General features: G+C 57.9%; 17 protein-coding genes. 8 read left to right on the top strand and 9 right to left on the bottom strand.

The features are described 5' to 3' along the window. Nucleotides 1–45: 45 nt before the first annotated feature. From E8M78_RS14055 to glcF, 3 genes are read left to right on the top strand one after another with little or no spacing between them, the layout of a single operon-like run. On the top strand, nt 46–1,497 hold the full coding sequence (locus E8M78_RS14055; RefSeq protein ID WP_137135614.1) for an FAD-linked oxidase C-terminal domain-containing protein: 1,452 nt from the start codon (nt 46–48) through the stop codon (nt 1,495–1,497). Beyond that, nucleotides 1,494–2,702, top strand: a complete 1,209-nt coding sequence (gene glcE, locus E8M78_RS14050; RefSeq protein WP_137135613.1) for a glycolate oxidase subunit GlcE — start codon at nt 1,494–1,496, stop codon at nt 2,700–2,702. Before E8M78_RS14055 ends, glcE begins: the two co-directional genes overlap by 4 nt. A 2-nt stretch (nt 2,703–2,704) precedes the next feature. Next, complete coding sequence (gene glcF, locus E8M78_RS14045; RefSeq protein ID WP_137135612.1) at nt 2,705–3,994, top strand: glycolate oxidase subunit GlcF; 1,290 nt, start codon at nt 2,705–2,707, stop codon at nt 3,992–3,994. A gap of 42 nt (nt 3,995–4,036) precedes the next feature. Here glcF and E8M78_RS14040 read toward each other — a convergent pair whose 3' ends face one another. Continuing rightward, complete coding sequence (locus E8M78_RS14040) at nt 4,037–4,729, bottom strand: L,D-transpeptidase (protein WP_137135611.1); 693 nt, start codon at nt 4,727–4,729, stop codon at nt 4,037–4,039. 113 nt (nt 4,730–4,842) lie between these two features. Then, nucleotides 4,843–5,688, bottom strand: coding sequence for a L,D-transpeptidase (locus tag E8M78_RS14035; protein ID WP_137135610.1), 846 nt, complete (start codon nt 5,686–5,688; stop codon nt 4,843–4,845). A gap of 196 nt (nt 5,689–5,884) precedes the next feature. On the opposite strand from E8M78_RS14035, the gene E8M78_RS14030 reads away from it, so the two are divergent. After that, nucleotides 5,885–6,514 (top strand): DNA-3-methyladenine glycosylase I, encoded by a 630-nt coding sequence (locus E8M78_RS14030; RefSeq protein ID WP_137135609.1) that lies wholly within the window; start codon nt 5,885–5,887, stop codon nt 6,512–6,514. A gap of 81 nt (nt 6,515–6,595) precedes the next feature. Here E8M78_RS14030 and E8M78_RS14025 read toward each other — a convergent pair whose 3' ends face one another. From E8M78_RS14025 to E8M78_RS14000, 6 genes are all read right to left on the bottom strand, one after another. Further along, complete coding sequence (locus tag E8M78_RS14025) at nt 6,596–6,832, bottom strand: hypothetical protein (protein ID WP_137135608.1); 237 nt, start codon at nt 6,830–6,832, stop codon at nt 6,596–6,598. Nucleotides 6,833–7,019: 187 nt separating this feature from the next. After that, complete coding sequence (locus tag E8M78_RS14020) at nt 7,020–7,724, bottom strand: HAD family hydrolase (protein ID WP_137135607.1); 705 nt, start codon at nt 7,722–7,724, stop codon at nt 7,020–7,022. 93 nt (nt 7,725–7,817) lie between these two features. Continuing rightward, on the bottom strand, nt 7,818–8,192 hold the full coding sequence (locus tag E8M78_RS14015) for a DUF305 domain-containing protein (RefSeq protein WP_137135606.1): 375 nt from the start codon (nt 8,190–8,192) through the stop codon (nt 7,818–7,820). 45 nt (nt 8,193–8,237) lie between these two features. Then, on the bottom strand, nt 8,238–8,633 hold the full coding sequence (locus E8M78_RS14010; RefSeq protein ID WP_205910239.1) for a hypothetical protein: 396 nt from the start codon (nt 8,631–8,633) through the stop codon (nt 8,238–8,240). A 302-nt stretch (nt 8,634–8,935) separates the two neighbouring features. Further along, entirely contained in the window at nt 8,936–10,717 is a 1,782-nt protein-coding gene (locus E8M78_RS14005; RefSeq protein WP_137135604.1) for a di-heme-cytochrome C peroxidase, read from the bottom strand. 220 nt (nt 10,718–10,937) lie between these two features. Beyond that, nucleotides 10,938–11,687: a hypothetical protein gene (locus tag E8M78_RS14000; protein ID WP_137135603.1), complete on the bottom strand. Its 750-nt coding sequence runs from the start codon at nt 11,685–11,687 to the stop codon at nt 10,938–10,940. A gap of 165 nt (nt 11,688–11,852) precedes the next feature. On the opposite strand from E8M78_RS14000, the gene hisS reads away from it, so the two are divergent. The 3 genes from hisS to hisG are packed head-to-tail and all read left to right on the top strand — an operon-like array spanning nt 11,853 to nt 15,206. Next, complete coding sequence (gene hisS / locus E8M78_RS13995) at nt 11,853–13,388, top strand: histidine--tRNA ligase (RefSeq protein ID WP_137135602.1); 1,536 nt, start codon at nt 11,853–11,855, stop codon at nt 13,386–13,388. A gap of 1 nt (nt 13,389) precedes the next feature. Then, nucleotides 13,390–14,514: an ATP phosphoribosyltransferase regulatory subunit gene (locus E8M78_RS13990; protein WP_137135601.1), complete on the top strand. Its 1,125-nt coding sequence runs from the start codon at nt 13,390–13,392 to the stop codon at nt 14,512–14,514. Beyond that, nucleotides 14,511–15,206 (top strand): ATP phosphoribosyltransferase, encoded by a 696-nt coding sequence (gene hisG / locus E8M78_RS13985; RefSeq protein ID WP_137135600.1) that lies wholly within the window; start codon nt 14,511–14,513, stop codon nt 15,204–15,206. The genes E8M78_RS13990 and hisG overlap by 4 nt, the downstream gene beginning before the upstream one ends. Nucleotides 15,207–15,290: 84 nt before the next feature. On the opposite strand, the gene E8M78_RS13980 is transcribed toward hisG, so the two are convergent. Continuing rightward, on the bottom strand, nt 15,291–15,743 hold the full coding sequence (locus E8M78_RS13980; RefSeq protein ID WP_137135599.1) for a DoxX family protein: 453 nt from the start codon (nt 15,741–15,743) through the stop codon (nt 15,291–15,293). Nucleotides 15,744–15,991: 248 nt separating this feature from the next. Between E8M78_RS13980 and E8M78_RS13975 the strand changes: the two genes are divergently transcribed. Further along, the gene (locus E8M78_RS13975; RefSeq protein WP_137135598.1) at nt 15,992–16,306 is read left to right on the top strand and encodes a hypothetical protein; all 315 of its coding nucleotides are present in this window, start codon (nt 15,992–15,994) and stop codon (nt 16,304–16,306) included. The last annotated feature ends 23 nt before the right edge of the window (nt 16,307–16,329 follow it).

Genomic DNA, 16,329 nt, shown 5'->3' with positions numbered 1-16,329 from the left:
CGAAAGTGAGAGGAATGCGATATTGACCAGATGAGGGAGGCAGTCTTGTCTGATGTGATTTCGTTTCTTCCGCCGCGCGAAAAGGTGTTGGCTCGCCGTTCCACAATCATTGCGGATCTGGCGGATCTGCTCCCGGCCGATTGCCTTGTGCATGAGCCGCGCGAACTTGTTCCCTTCGAAACGGACGCCTTCGTCGCCTATCGTCGTCTACCTCTGGCCGTCGTTTTGCCTCACAACACCGCCCAGGTGGCGGCTGTCCTGAAATACTGTCATCGCTATGGCGTTCCTGTCGTGCCGCGGGGTGCTGGTACCTCTTTATGTGGCGGCGCCATTCCGCAGGAAGATGCCGTCGTCATCGGCCTGTCGAAGATGTCGCGAATTCTCGAGGTCGACTTTGCCAATCGCACCGCAACCGTGCAGGCGGGCGTCACGAACCTGTCCATTTCCGATACGGTTGGACCGGAAGGCTATTTCTATGCTCCCGATCCAAGTTCGCAACTGGCCTGCACCATAGGCGGCAATATCGCCATGAATTCCGGCGGCGCCCACTGTCTGAAATATGGCGTGACGACCAACAATCTCTTGGGCGTGAAGATGGTGCTGATGGATGGCACCGTCATCGATCTTGGTGGCAAGCATCTGGATAGTGCCGGTTACGATCTTCTGGGCCTCGTCTGCGGATCGGAAGGGCAGCTTGGTATCGTGACCGAGGCGACAGTACGCCTGATTGCGAAACCGGAAGGCGCGCGTCCGGTGCTTTTCGGCTTCACGAGTTCAGAAGAAGCCGGGGCCTGTGTGGCAGATGTCATCGGGGCAGGGATCATCCCCGTCGCAATCGAATTCATGGACAAGCCAGCCATCGAAATCTGTGAAGCCTTCGCCAAGGCTGGCTATCCGCTGGATGTCGAAGCCTTGCTGATTGTCGAGGTGGAGGGGTCTGAAGCCGAGATGGAGGCGATGCTGTCCAGCATCGTCGAGATTGCTCGCCGTCATGGGGTGAAGACCGTACGGGAAAGTCAGTCGGCCACGGAAGCGGCGCTGATCTGGAAGGGCCGTAAATCCGCGTTCGGCGCAACCGGGCGGATAGCCGATTACATCTGCATGGATGGCACGGTGCCGCTAAGCAAGCTTTCCTATGTCCTGAAGCGCACGAGTGAAATCGTCGAAGGGTTCGGTCTGCGTGTCGCCAATGTCTTTCATGCGGGAGATGGCAACATGCATCCGCTGATCCTATTCAATGCAAACGATCCCGTTGAGGCGGCCAAGGCGGAAGCCGCTGGCAATGAAATTCTGAAACTGTGCGTCGATGCCGGAGGCTGCCTGACCGGGGAGCATGGCGTTGGCATCGAAAAGCGGGACCTGATGCTGCATCAATACACGCGGGCGGAACTCGATCAGCAGATCCGAGTGCGGGAAGCCTTTGACAGTCAATGGCTGCTCAATCCTTCCAAGGTCTTCCCGCTTGATGGACGGCCACAGACTGCCGGTGCCGTATGAGCCTTCTTCTGGTCCCGACGCGTGAAGAGGAAGCGGCGGATATGATCCGCGCTGCCGCCGAAGCAAAACGCAGTCTCGCAATTTCCGGCGGCAATACCCGCAGCGGCTTCGGTCAGCAGGTCGAAGCACAGGGCGTGCTGCGCTCGGCGGGTCTTTCCGGCATTGTCGCTTACGATCCGGCAGAAATGGTTTTGACCGCCCGCGCCGGAACGCCTGTTTCCGAGATCGAGGAGGCGCTTGCTGAAAATGGTCAGATGCTGGCCTTCGAGCCCATGGATCATCGCGCCGTCATGGGCACTGTGGGCGAACCGACAATCGGCGGCATTTTTGCAACGAATACATCCGGTCCCCGCCGTTTCGTTGCCGGTGCAGCGCGTGATAGCCTTCTGGGCGTCCGCTATATCAATGGCCGCGGTGAGGTTCTGAGAGCCGGTGGACGGGTGATGAAAAATGTCACCGGCCTGGATCTCGTGAAGCTGCTGGCGGGCTCATTTGGAACGCTGGGCTTTTTGACTGAGGTTACGTTCCGTGTTCTTCCTCGCCCGCAGGACCAGCGCACCATCATCCTGTCCGGGCTCGATGATGGAGAGGCCGCCCGTGCCATGGCGATTGCCATGAGCCTGTCGGTCGAGGTCTCGGGGGCCGCGCATCTGCCGGAAAGCGTCAGGGGCCGCTTCCTGAACGGTAACCTGTCAGACGGTCCTGCGACGGTTCTGAGACTCGAAGGCCTTGCCGCATCGGTTGCCGTGCGTGCCCAAAAACTGGTCGCGACGCTGCAATCTCTCGCGCCCATCAGCCAGTTGGAAGCCGAAGAAAGCCGCGTTCTCTGGCAGGAAATTCGCGATGTCAAACCCTATGCCGACGGCACTATGAAGCCCTTGTGGAGGGTTTCCGTCGCGCCCACCAGCGGTTTCCAGTTGGTCGCGGCCCTTCGCTTGCAGGCGGGGATCGATTGCTTCTACGACTGGCAGGGCGGTCTTTTGTGGATGCGCATGGAATCCGAGCCGGAAGGCGAACTCGTGCGTCACGTCATGCATCAGACCGGCGGGGGCCATGCCACGCTTGTTCGGGCGAGCGACGATATGAGGGCAACAGAAAACGCGTTCGAGCCCTTGCCCGCAGCGGTTCTCGCGCTTCAGGCGCGGGTCAAGCAGCAGCTGGACCCGGCTGGCATTTTCAATCCGGGCAAGATGGCGAGATCCTGATCATGCAGACCAATTTCACCGCCGAGCAGCTCGCCGATCCCCATGTGGCAGAATCCGAGGCCATTTTGCGCCGCTGCGTGCATTGCGGTTTCTGCACGGCGACCTGTCCCACCTATGTCACGCTGGGCAATGAGCTGGATAGTCCGCGCGGCCGCATCTATCTCATCAAGGATATGCTGGAAAACGGTCGCGCTGCCGATGCGCAAGTCGTCAAGCATCTGGATCGCTGCCTGTCCTGTCTTGCCTGCACCACCACCTGTCCCTCGGGCGTGGACTACATGCACCTGATCGATAATGCCCGTGCGCATGTGGAAAATACCTATCGCCGTCCACTGATGGACCGCCTGATCCGCAACGTTCTGGCCTTCGTCCTGCCCTATCCTTCGCGCTTTCGCGCTGCACTGAAACTTGCCCGGATTGGAAAACCGTTTGGCCCCATGCTGGCGGGCTTTGCGCCGCTGAAGCCTTTCGCTGCCATGCTGACCCTTGCACCGGTAACCCTGCCGCAGCCGCTGCCGCAGCAATCTCAGCCGCTTGCGGTGGCGAAACGGGGCCGCGTTGCCATTCTGACCGGATGCGCGCAGCCGGTTCTTGATCCGCGCATCAATGAAGCAACAGAGCGGCTTCTCACCCGGCTTGGCGTTGAGATTGCCCGCCCCAAGGGAGAGGGCTGCTGCGGCGCACTGGTTCATCATATGGGACGCGAGGAACAGGCGCTGAATTTTGCCCGCCGCAATGTGGATGTCTGGACCCGCGAGATCGAGGAGCGCGGTCTGGATGCCATCATCATCACCGCATCCGGTTGCGGCACGACCATCAAGGATTACGGCCACATGCTGCGGCTCGATCCGTCCTACGCGGAAAAGGCCAGACGGATTTCCGCCCTCGCCAAGGACATTACGGAATATCTGGCCACGCTCGATCTGCCTCCTCTGGAAAGTCGCGGCCTGACGGTGGCCTATCACTCTGCCTGTTCCATGCAGCATGGCCAGAAGATTACCCTCCAGCCGAAGGCGCTCCTGCGCAATGCAGGCTTTGCCGTGCGTGATCCGGCGGAAGGGCATCTGTGCTGCGGCTCGGCCGGAACCTACAACATTCTCCAGCCGGAAATTTCCGCTCAGCTCAAGGCCCGTAAGGTGAAGAATATCGAGGCGACGAAGGCCAATATTATTGCCACCGGCAATATCGGCTGCATGACGCAGATTGCCAGCGGCACAGCCATGCCGATCGTCCATACGGTTGAGCTTCTGGATTGGGCCTATGGTGGCCCGAAGCCGGATAAATTGAGCTAAGAAGGCTGGCGACGACTTTCATCGCCGCCAGAAATTGCGAGTTCAACCGCCAAAGATCGTGCGCAGAATATCGATGCCGCGATCTTCGAAAGCCACCGCGCCCTGCTTGTTACCGGGGCCGATGACAATCACCTTCGCGCCGATCTCTGCCCGAGAGTAGAGATGCTCTACATCCTTGTTCATCATGCGGATGCAGCCGGATGACATGTTGAGGCCAATAGTCCAGGGTTGGTTGGTTCCGTGGATACGGAAAATCGTGTCGCGGCCACCCTTGTAAAGATACATGGCGCGCGCGCCGAGCGGATTGTCTATGCCGCCCTTCTGTACCACTGGTAGATGGTGGCCTTTGCGGGCCTCACGGGCAATCATTTCCTTGGGCGGACGCCATTCGGGCCATTCCTCCTTCCGGCCGATCTTGACGATGCCGGACCAGCCGAAGCCTTCGCGACCCACACCGACGCCATAGCGGATGGCGCGGTCATTGCCTTCGACGAGGTAGAGGAACTTGTTGTTGGTATCGATGATGATCGTACCCGGCGCTTCCGTCGTCGCCAGCCTGACGACGCGCCTCTGGAACTTTTCGTCCGGTTCGCGATGCTGCGCAACGAAGGTCACGTCGCTGGACCCTGTCGCAACCGGTTGCGGACCGCGCGTGAAGGCCGATGCCGTGTCGACCGATCCGATCATCGCGCAGGCCGCGAGTGCAAGCGCCAGGCGCCCCTTGAAAACTGCCATTCCCCATCCCCCGATTTGAGCTTTCGCAAGTCAGGGCAAGTTTTATTGATTTGTCGGGGAATGCAAGTCCGCCAACAGGAGTGCCGTCCTGAAACGGCACTCATTTCGCGGATTTACATCACGATGACCTTCGTGCCGACATTCACACGGCCATAGAGGTCTGTCACATCCTCGTTGCGCATGCGGATGCAGCCCGAAGAGACGGCGCTACCGATCGTCCATGGTGCATTGGTGCCGTGAATGCGATAGAGCGTGGAGCCGAGATACAAGGCGCGCGCACCCAGCGGGTTTTCCGGGCCGCCTTCCATCTTGACCGGAAGGTAATGGCCCTTCGCGGCTTCACGTGCAATCATTTCCTTCGGTGGATGCCAATCCGGCCATTCCGCCTTGCGCGTAACCGTGTGCGTTCCGGCCCATTCGAAGCCAGGCTTGCCCACACCGACGCCATAACGCTTGGCCTGACCGCCTTCCATCACGAGATAGAGGAAGCGGTTGTTGGTATCGATCACGATCGTGCCGGGCTTGTGTTCCGTCTTATATTCGACCATCTGCGGCAGGAATTGCGGCTCGATCTGGCCCTTGATCACGGGAACGCGCTGCATGGCCGCCTGCTGGACCGGAGCCTGCTGAGCGGGCACGCGGTTTGGCCGGATCTGTGTCGTCTGGGTTCGCGGTACGACATAAGCCGGCTGGCGCGACGGGTAGGCATAGCGAGGCTGCGCCGCATCGCGTGTGGCCGGATCCCGGTAATCGCGAACGCCGCGCTGCATGGGCTGAACGCGGTAGCCGCCGGGAGCACGCGCCTGTCCGCCGAGTTGCATGACCCACGGAGCGGTGAGATCGGGGCTCACCACGACCGGCGGACGTTCACGGTAACGTTCCTGCGCTGCGGCCTCTGCGGCCGTCAGTCCTGTTATTGCACTCAAGATCAAGACCAGTGATTTCGATCTGCTGGGCATTGTATCCCTCTTCCTACATTCGCTATCGGCAGTGGTTTGGCTGCGACCGTGACCCAAAGATTAAAGCGAATGGTAAATTTCGGGTGGCGAGAATGCTGCCGATGCTGGAAAGCTTTCGGCAAGGTTAACCGCCGGTTTTAAAAGATGGTTGATAGCTGTTAAACCATCTTCATTGCAGCAGGAGAGGGATTCGAAGGTGGAAAAAGCGGGCATAATCGAGGGGCCGGATGGGAAATGCCGCTGTTTCTGGCATCAGAACCTGCCGGACTATATCCGCTATCATGATGAGGAGTGGGGCCGCCCGGTGGTGGACGATCACCGCCTGTTCGAGAAGATCTGTCTCGAAGGCTTTCAGTCAGGCCTTTCCTGGCTGACAATCCTGCGCAAGCGCGAGAATTTTCGTGCAGCCTTCGCCGCTTTCGATTTCGAGAAAGTGGCTCTGTTCGATGATACGGATGTCGAACGGCTCGTGGCTGATGCGGGCATCATCCGTCATCGCGGTAAAATCGTCTCGACCATCAACAATGCTCGCAGAGCCATCGAGTTGCGCGATGAGTTCGGTTCGCTGGCGCGCTTCTTCTGGTCCTATGAGCCGAAGCCCGAGGAACGTCCGTCCGCCGTTGATCTCGAACACCTGCGCGCCAATCCAACGACGGCGGTCTCGGTTCGTCTGTCGAAGGATCTGAAGAAGCGCGGATGGACTTTCGTCGGCCCGACGACGGTCTACGCCTTCATGCAGGCCATGGGGCTGGTGAACGACCATATCGAAGGCTGCTGTATCCGCGAGGAGACAGAGGCCCTCCGCGCGGATTTCGTTCGTCCTTGAGTGCTATGCATGGACCTGGAGGTTGGAAAAACCTCCAGGTCTCTTTCGCACTCAAATCAGCAAGTTCGTCCTTGCCTGAAATCAGGGGAGGTTGACGCCCTTGCCGTCATCCTCTCCGACGACACCAGACGTCAGGAACCCGCCGCCATCCCATACGATATAGAGATACTTGCGCTCACCCGGCGCTGGGTCGCCCACCCAATCGTTTGTCGCGAGAAAGCGGCGTTGTCCGGATGCATACGCCTTCTTGATTTCGCTTGTGGCGTCGCGAGTTTTTTCCCAAACTCCATAGCCTGCATAGGTTATATTGATAGCCATAACGATCCTCCGTGGCAAAATCGCCAGAGACACCGTAATTTTAAATTGCATTAAGCGGTAGTAAATTCTTCTTTAAGATGTGTAAAGTAAAATTTGTTTGTGATTATTTATCTTATTTTGGTCAGAATTCCTATTTTGGTCAGGATTATGTATCAAATTCGGGAGTAAATGTTATTATAATAATAATTTAATATATAGTGTCGATCAACTGTTTCAACTCTCCCAGATTTTTAATTTCCCGAAATCGCGGCGCCTCTGTGGGCTTCTCCACATGCTCCAGCACCCAGGTCAGTTCATGCGGTACGAACACGCCCCAGGCGCCCGCTGCAATGGCCGGTACAATGTCGGATTTCAGCGAATTGCCCACCATCATGGCGCGTTCCGGCCCTTCTCCATGCTTGCCGAAAATCCGTCTGTAGGTGGTCGCCGTCTTGTCGGACACGATTTCCACCGCATCGAAAAAATCGCCAAGGCCGGATTGGGCAAGCTTTCGTTCCTGATCGAACAGATCCCCCTTGGTGATCAGGACGAGAAAATACTGCCCGCGTAAACTCTCCAGAGCCTCTCGCGCATACGGCAGGCATTCCACCGGATGTTTCAGCAGTTCGCGCCCAATCATCAGGATTTGGCCGATGGTTTCGGTTGGAACTCTGCCTTCCGTCATCTCGATGGCGGTCTCGATCATCGACAGCGTAAAACCTTTTATGCCGAAACCATAATGGGCGAGGTTGCGCTTCTCCGCCTCCAGTAAGCGCTCGGACACCTGTTCGCCTTCCGCATACTCAGCCAGCAGGTCGCGAAAACTCTGTTCCGTGAAACGGTAATATTGCTCGTTCTGCCAGAGCGTGTCGTCGGCATCGAAGGCGATCATCGAGACAGGGCGTATCGTCAAGGCGGCCTCCTTTTCAAGGCAGAGTTTAGCGGCAGTCTGACGCGAGACAATGGCGCAACCGCGCCATTGTCGAAATCGGATGAAAAGACTGCGTCAGCCGCCGTTCTTCGCCAGCCAGTCCTGCATCATCTTGATCTCGGCCTCCTGTGCCGTAATCACTTCTTCGGCGAGTTTGCGGATGGCGGGATCTTTGCCGTATTGAAGCTGGATCCTGGCCATGTCGATAGCGCCCTGATGGTGCGGAATCATGGAGCGCACGAAATCGACATCCGTCTTGCCGGTATAGGGCACCATCATGTCCTTGTGCATCTTAGCGTTCGCCGCTTCGAAGGCTTTGGTCGAGGCGGATGTGTCCATGCCCATGCCCTGGTGGCCCTGATGACCTTTCATCTTCATGTCCAGCGAAAGGGCAGGGGTGATGGTTATGCCGAGCGCCACGATTGCAGCCGAAAGCATTGAGAGTTTCATGGTTTTTCTCCTGAATGGATCTTGAGTTCTGTGATGGAAAAGAACTCAAGCGCGGGGAGGAGGAACCAGCGGACGCGGGGTTTCGTCGCTCATGGGAGACATCAGCGCGGGTGCAGGCCTATCCGGTGCCGCAACCGGACCTGAAGCGGAGATGAGCGGCGGAGGGAGCGCTGTACAGGCAATGCAGAACGCCACGGTGCAATTGGCGGGCAGAAGCGGACAATGCCAGCTTTTATCCCGCTGCGCGGGCTGCGCATCTTCAAGAGCTTCGTGATGCGCGTGGGAAACGCTCGCCTTCGTCGCCATCATCTGCTCGTGGCTCATGCCATGGCGCAGGGCGTGATCCGGTGCCGTGACCAGCGGCGGTGCCATAGCCATGGCTGGCATGAACCCCTGAAGGATCAGCGCAAGCAGCATGAGGATTTTTGCGAAACGGTGCATACCCGTGAATCTAATGGCACGAATGACTTTGACAAGTGAATTCGCGGTCATGTTTGTGATCGGTCAAATCTGTCTGTCAATCGGCGACGACCCGGCAAATCGCCTCGTAATTCCGCCTTTTCCTGGCAAGCCTTGAAGCTGTGGCCACGCAAAAGTCCCCAACGATTTTTGCGTGGACCATAGACTACAGAATGTCGCGTTCAATCGTTCTCGATTGAACGATAACGGATATGCAGCAAGAAAAGATCGAAAGCGCGGTTCTATTGAATCCAATAAGGTGCGCCTCGTTTTAGAAGGTATAGTTAAAGCGTCTTTAGATATTCCAGCAGAGCCTTCTTGTCCGAATCCGACAGAGTGGTGCCGAACTCATGGCCGCAACGGCTGTTGCCGGAATTGCGCTGGTCGCAGCCTGTCGTCACCGTGGTCGAGGTCAGGCCTGTTTGTGTGGCAGCAAGACCAACTTTCTTGATATCGTAATCCCGGCCCACGGCAAATTGCGTTGGACGTTGCGCCGCAGGCTTCAAAAGATCCTCCAGCGTTGGCACAGAGCCATTGTGGAGGTAAGGCGCTGTTGCCCATATGCCCTGAATGACGCGAGATTCATACTTGAAGTTGGTCGAGCCATCGGTCGCAGTCGCGGTCATGACCTTCTGGTTTTCACCGCGTGAACTTGGGAAGGCCAGCTTCAATTCCTGAAGCGTTCCGGGCAGACGCGCCTCCGGCAGATCAGCGATGTCCCTCAGCACGGACGGTGCTGTGGCTAGCAGTGTCTGGGCGTCTTCCCGCAGATCGAACAGCTTGCTGCCGTAATATTGCAGAATGCTGTTGGCTACACTCACCGTCAGAATATCGAGCGATGAGGCGGTCTTGCCCAGCGTGTCACGCGCAAAGGGTATGCGCGCACCCTCCATAACTCCTGTCGATGCCGTCCAGTTCAGGATGTCATATTGACGGCTATCGGTTCCAACATCCAGAATAGGCGTGGCCCAGGTCGAGTTGAGCAATCTCTGCTGGCCGGGCTTTATGCCATGGCAGTCGACACAACCATTATTGCCAGGTTGATTGAAGACGACCTTGCCCTTTTCAGCCAGCTTCTTGTTGACTGGAAACGGGAATTTCGGCGGCCCCATTTTCTTGATGAGCCCTTCCAGAGTGGACAGGCCACTGAAATTGACGGAGTTGCCCGCCAGATAGTCATATCCCAGCAGAGACCACTCTTCTTTCTTCGGTGCAAATTCGCCGAAGACGCCGTAAACCTCGCCCACATTCCGCGCGAGACCGAGGATGTCGCTGCCATTTTCCGCAAATCCGGGCCATTGCGTTTTGTCCTGAATGGCCGCGTTCCAAAGGAATGGATAGCGTACCGGCGCATCGGCAGGCTGGATATTGGCAACCAGAAGGTTGGATGGCGGCGGGCCGATATCGAGACCAGTCAACCGGTTGAAAATCATGCCAACCGCATCGAGACGCCCCACGCCCCAGTTTTCGTGCGGAACGCCATTCTTGACGATGGCATCGAAACGCTGCGCCCAGAGCGTGAATTCGGTTTTCAGCCAGGATAGACTGTTGGGATCTTGATACTGCGTGCCAAGTACTTCCTTGGCAAAACTGTCGAACGCGGTGGCATTCGTCGCAACGGCTTGCGCCGCCGTGTTCAGATCAACCAGAAGCCCATGGAAATCCACGAGTGCCGGACCGCCATCAATGCGGTAGCGCGTACCAGACACCGAGATTTCCCGGGTATGGCAGGCGGAACAGGTCATGCCCACCATTTGTTGGGGAGCGGCACCCGTGACCGGAAAACCGATCGGCAGGCCCTGCGATGGTCCGTCCATCGGCAGATAGCCATAACGTTGCAAGCCGTCCGCCAGGAAGCTCTTTCCATCCGGCTGTTTCAGAGCGCGCATCCATGACAGCGCAATCAAGCGTGAGCCCTGATCTTGCGTATAGTAGAGCGTCCGCGTCGTTGCGTTCCAGTTGCTTCCTTGATCTGTGTAGACAATTTCCTGCGCGCTTGCGGTATGCGAAAGCGCGCAAAAAAGCCCTAGCGCGGCAACCGCGCCTGTCAACAATACTGTCGTCATGCAAAAATCCCCAAAGCTGCGTCCAAAGAGCGAACGCAAGTGCGATATTGCGACGTTAAGTTGATAATTGCAATTGCTAATAATAATTAGTTATCTTGGGCAGGAAATATTCAATCTTAAGTATATAAGAAGTTTCGAAATTTTTGCATGATACCTTTCATGTAAACCGCCAAGCAGAATACTTCGCCGTCACATTCTCTGCCAATCGCATCGGCAATCTTCAAACGGCGATCACCCGATGCACCGCCTCATAGTCCCGACTGTCTTCGCCTAAGGGCACCACCGGCCAGTTCCAGTGACGGGCGCTGGGCGGGGGCTCGATCCCCGCCAGAAGATCACCACTCTCCAGCACCTTTCCCTGCAGGTCGGTCACCTGATAGGCGATATCCGTCACCAGACAGGCCTTGCAGGGCAGGCCGGAGAGGCCCGTCAAATGGGCATGGATGAGCTGAGGTACGATCAGGTCTGCCTGACCCGGCCTCTTCTCCAGTTTGCGACGTGCGCCGACTCCGATCTGGGAGAGGAGATTGGTGGATGCCACGAAATCCAGATAGGGCACCTGCCGCAGGAATGACAATGGCTCCACCACGGCGCCTTTGAGGGCTTCCTCCAGACCCGACACATCCCGCGTAATCAGCCTGACCTTGCCTTTGCCGCGCAGCGCGACCCATGCCCGAACGCTGGCGAGATGCACGAGATCCACCAGCACCACCGTATCGAAGGCTTGGACAAGCCCGTCCATCGGCACATCGCGCAAGAGGCCGGAGCCCAGAACCACAGCGGTACGCCTCTGCTTCAGATCGGAAACGGCATGAAGAATATGCGATTTCGTGTTCGCCTCATGCGTTGCCCAATCGCGCTTGCAGCGTCTTGCCCGCGCCCACAGCCGCACGGAGGACGATACATGGCGACGAAAGTCGGCGGGTGTCAGGCCAAGGCTTGTCGCATATTGCAGGGCTTCTGGGATCATGGATGCAATCGAAACTTTCGCGTTGGCGTAAGACAGGACGCAATTATATGCACGGCGAAGCCCACGCCGCCACCCCTTCGGCCTTGCCGCTTTAGCCTTCATCCTCTAAGAAACCGCTCAAAATTCCGGCCATTTTCAAGGGTGCCGGTGGCAAGGAAGATCACCATGAGCGACAAGCAGAAGAAGCCCCAGAAACTGAAAGCCCGCCTGCCGCGCGGCTTTGTCGATCGCACTGCCACTGACATCCATGCCACCAACGAGATGGTCGCCAAGATCCGCGAAGTCTACGAGCGTTACGGTTTCGACCCGATCGAGACGCCGCTGTTCGAATATACCGATGCGCTGGGCAAGTTCCTGCCCGATAGCGACCGTCCGAATGAAGGCGTGTTCTCGCTTCAGGACGATGACGAGCAGTGGATGTCTGCGCGTTATGATTTGACGGCACCGCTGGCCCGCCACGTGGCGGAGAATTTCAACGAGATCCAGCTGCCTTACCGCACCTATCGCGCGGGCTATGTGTTCCGCAACGAGAAGCCGGGTCCGGGCCGCTTCCGCCAGTTCATGCAGTTCGATGCCGATACGGTGGGCGCTCCGGGCGTCAACGCCGATGCCGAAATGTGCATGATGATGGCCGATACGCTGGAAGCTCTCGGCATCAAGCGCGGTGATTACGTGATCCGGGTCAACAACCGTAAGGTTCTGGATGGCGTGATGGAAGCCATCGGCCTTGGCGGCGACGAGAATGCGGCGAGGCGCCTCAATGTTCTGCGCGCGATTGATAAATTTGATAAGTTTGGTTGGGCTGGTGTATCGGCCCTGTTAGGTAAGGGCCGTTGGGATGGCGGTGTAGAAGGTGAAGGTGACTTTACCAAAGGTGTCGAACTTAGTCCTGCTCAGATAGAGACATTACGTGCTACCTTTTTTGAAGAGGGTCGTGACAGCGAAAATTCATTAGCAAATCTTGAGGTTCGATTTGCTAATGACAAGGCAGTCGTTGCTGCAACCAACGAACTTTCAGATATCTGGAAGCTAGTGAAATCGGCGGGATACGAAGGCCGAATCTTAATCGATACGACCTGTGTTCGCGGGTTGGAATACTACACAGGCCCTGTTTTCGAGGCAGAACTCACTGCATCGATTCCAAACGAAAAGGGCGTTCCGGTTCAGTTCGGCTCGGTTGGTGGCGGCGGTCGCTATGATGGTCTGGTTTCCCGCTTCATGGGCCAGCCGGTTCCGGCCACGGGCTTCTCCATCGGCGTTTCGCGCCTGATGACGGCGCTGAAGAACCTCGGCAAGCTGGGGCAGGATGAGGTTCTGGCTCCGGTTCTGGTGACTGTGATGGATGGCGATGTCGAGGCCATGGGCCGTTATCAGCGCTTCACGCAGGCGCTTCGTAACGAAGGCATCCGCGCCGAAATGTACCAGGGCAACTGGAAGAAGTTCGGCAATCAGCTGAAATATGCTGACCGTCGCGGTTCCCCCATCGCCATCATCCAGGGCGGCGATGAGCGAGCTGAGGGAGTCGTACAGATCAAGGACCTGATCGAGGGCAAGCGTCTTTCCGGTGAGATTACCGATAACACCGAATGGCGCGAGGCCCGCGTCGCACAGGTCGTGGTGCCGGAAGCGGAACTGGTGGCGAAGGTCAAGGAGATCCTTGAGCAGCAGGCCGAGGATCGTCGCCGGGCGAAGGCAGGCTGACATGCCACTGACCGACATGCCGGATTTTGCCGGGATCATTCTGGACGATTTTGCCACGCGCAACGCCATGCGGGTGGATACGCCCGTGATTTTAGCTGCCGAACCCTTTCTCGATATGGCGGGCGAGGATCTGCGGCGGCGGATTTTCCTGACCGAGAACGAGCGGGGGGAAAGCCTTTGCCTGCGGCCGGAATTCACCATTCCCGTCTGCCTGCGCCACATCGAAACGGCGACGGGCACGCCAAAGCGCTATTCTTATCTGGGGCAGGTGTTTCGCCAGCGCCGCGAGGGCGCGAACGAGTTCTATCAGGCTGGAATCGAGGATCTCGGCGAAAAGGATGCAGCCAGCGCCGATGCCCGCATCGTTGCCGATGCGCTGGGTTGCCTGCAAAACGTTCTGCCCGGCAAAGCCTTTGCCGTGACCATCGGTGATCAGGCCGTGTTCGAAGCGGTGGTCGCGGCTCTTGGTCTCCCCGCAGGCTGGCAGCGTCGGCTGGTTCGCGCCTTTGGCCAGACGGATCTGCTAGAGGCAATGATTGCGCGCCTGGCCAAGGCGCAACCCGTGGCGGGTCTGTCACCGGAGGTCGAGCTTCTGCTGGAGGCCGGGGACGAAGCAGGACTGGTGGCGCATCTGACCAACGAGATGGACCGGACCGGCTACCTGACGAATGCCAGCCGTTCGCCGGAAGAAATCGTACGCCGTCTCAAGGAGAAGCGACACCTGGCGGGCGTTTCGCTGGACGCGACCAAGCTCGACGCCTTGAAGGAGTTCCTCTCCATCAATGTTTCGCTGCGCTATGCGCCGGGAGTGCTGGCTGATTTTGCAAAGTCTGCCAACCTGCCGCTGGCAAAGGCGATAGAAGGCTTCGATGCCCGCGTGGCGGCACTTGGCAAGGCTGGCGCTTCACTGGCCGATATCACCTGGCGAGCCGCCTTCGGCCGTCCGCTGGATTACTATACTGGCCTCGTTTTCGAGATTACCGTGCGCGGCGGGCACGATGTGCTAGTAGGCGGCGGTCGCTATGACCGCATGCTGACGCTGCTTGGCGCAAAGGACCATATCCCGGCTGTCGGCTTTTCCATGTGGCTGGATCGGATTGAAAAGTCTTTGGAGGCCTTACGATGACGATAACCATCGGGCTGCCCTCCAAGGGGCGCATGAAAGATGACGCTTCGGCCATTTTCGAACGAGCAGGCATGAAAATCACCAGCGTCGGCAATGACCGCTCCTATCGCGGCCGTGTCGAAGGCTGGGACGATGTGGAAATCGCCTTCCTCTCGGCATCCGAGATCTCCCGCGAGATCGGCAACGGGACTGTGGATTTCGGCGTGACCGGCGAGGATCTGATCCGCGAAGGTCTGGCGGAAGCGGACAAGCGGGTGGAAATTGCCGCGCGGCTTGGCTTCGGCAATGCCGATGTCATCGTTGCCGTACCGGATATCTGGCTCGATGTCGAAACCATGGCCGATCTCGGCGATGTCGCGGCGGAGTTTCGCGCCCGTCATGGCCGGCGTCTGGCGATTGCGACCAAATACTGGCGGCTCACCCAGCAGCATTTTTCCGGAAGCCACGGCATTCAGCTTTACCGCATCGTGGAAAGTCTGGGCGCGACAGAAGGCGCACCGGCAGCAGGGCAGGCGGATATCATCGTTGATATTACCACGACCGGATCGACGCTGAAAGCCAATCATCTGAAGGTGCTTTCCGATGGCGTGATCCTGAGATCCGAGGCTTGCCTTGTCCGGGCAAGAAAGCCGGAGCATGAGGGCAATCCGACCGTTGGCCGCATCATCGAGGCCGTACGAAGCGTTCTCTGAAACCATTCTTCAAAGCATGGAAAAACCCGCCGGATCCTTGTCGATCCGGCGGGTTTTTATGTGCCTTGGAGGTCAGGCGAAAGATCAGGCCAGCGCTGGCTTTGCGCCGCGACGTGCATCGAGCGAGTAAGCGCCTGCACCGACGGTTGCCAGCAGAAGATAGGCGCCAGCCAGCGTGATGTTCTTCATCATCATAATCTGGTTGAACGTGCTGAGGAGCTTGTTTGCGCCCTCAGGGAAGGCGGGCACATTGATAGGGCTGCCGTGGAAAACGAAGGCAGTGAAAAGGCAGAAGGCGGCCAAAGCCCAGCCGACGATTTTGACCTGGAAGCCGACGAGCACGGCAAGGCCTGCAACCAGTTCGAAAGCCCCTGCGAGGTAGGCGAGCGCCGGAGCCAGAGTCTGCGGAAAGCCAGCGTTCGCAATCATGCCGGCCGTACCAGCCGGGTCAACCAGTTTGCCGAAGCCTGCCATGATGAACATTGCAGAGAGAAAGATGCGCGCGACAAGGATCAGCGCGTTGTTCGTCGAGGACATTGGGTAATCTCCAGAAAGCCGTTCAAGGCATTGAATGTCGATGACCAATCTTATGCGCCACATTGCCGCATGAAGGAAGATGAACAACAGGCAACGAATTGTTCGATTTTGGTGAACAACAATTCCGTGATCGGAACGTGATAGTGCTTGCCGCGTTTGGTCTGCAAATCTGAATACTGACTTCATATCATATTCAGGTGGCGCCGGGCACCTTGAGCCCCAGACACAAGCGTCCGAAGGAAACACCAATGAACAAAATCATCATCAGTGCTCTAGCCCTCGTCATGGCCTCTTCGGTCCCGGTCTTCGCACAGACCTATCGTTCCGAAGCGCGCGAATATCGTCAGGAACAGCGCATTCACCGTGCACTTCGCCAGGGTGAGTTGACGCCGCGGGAGGCGCAACGCCTCATCCAGCAGCAGCGCAAGATCGATCGCGCCCAGGCTCTCGCCGGACGGGATGGCTATGTTACTCGCCAGGAACGCCGCAAGATCGAGCGCATGCAGGATCGTGCGTCGCGCAACATCTACCGCAAGAGCCACAACGGTCGTGGATATTATTGATACCGCATTTCACAAGGCCAATA

Origin of the sequence: Rhizobium sp. FKY42, assembly GCF_005222835.1 — a bacterium.
Classification (GTDB): Bacteria; Pseudomonadota; Alphaproteobacteria; order Rhizobiales; family Rhizobiaceae; genus Neorhizobium.
The sequence above is the reverse complement of the archived record's forward strand: the minus strand, read 5'-3'. Positions and strand labels throughout refer to the sequence as shown.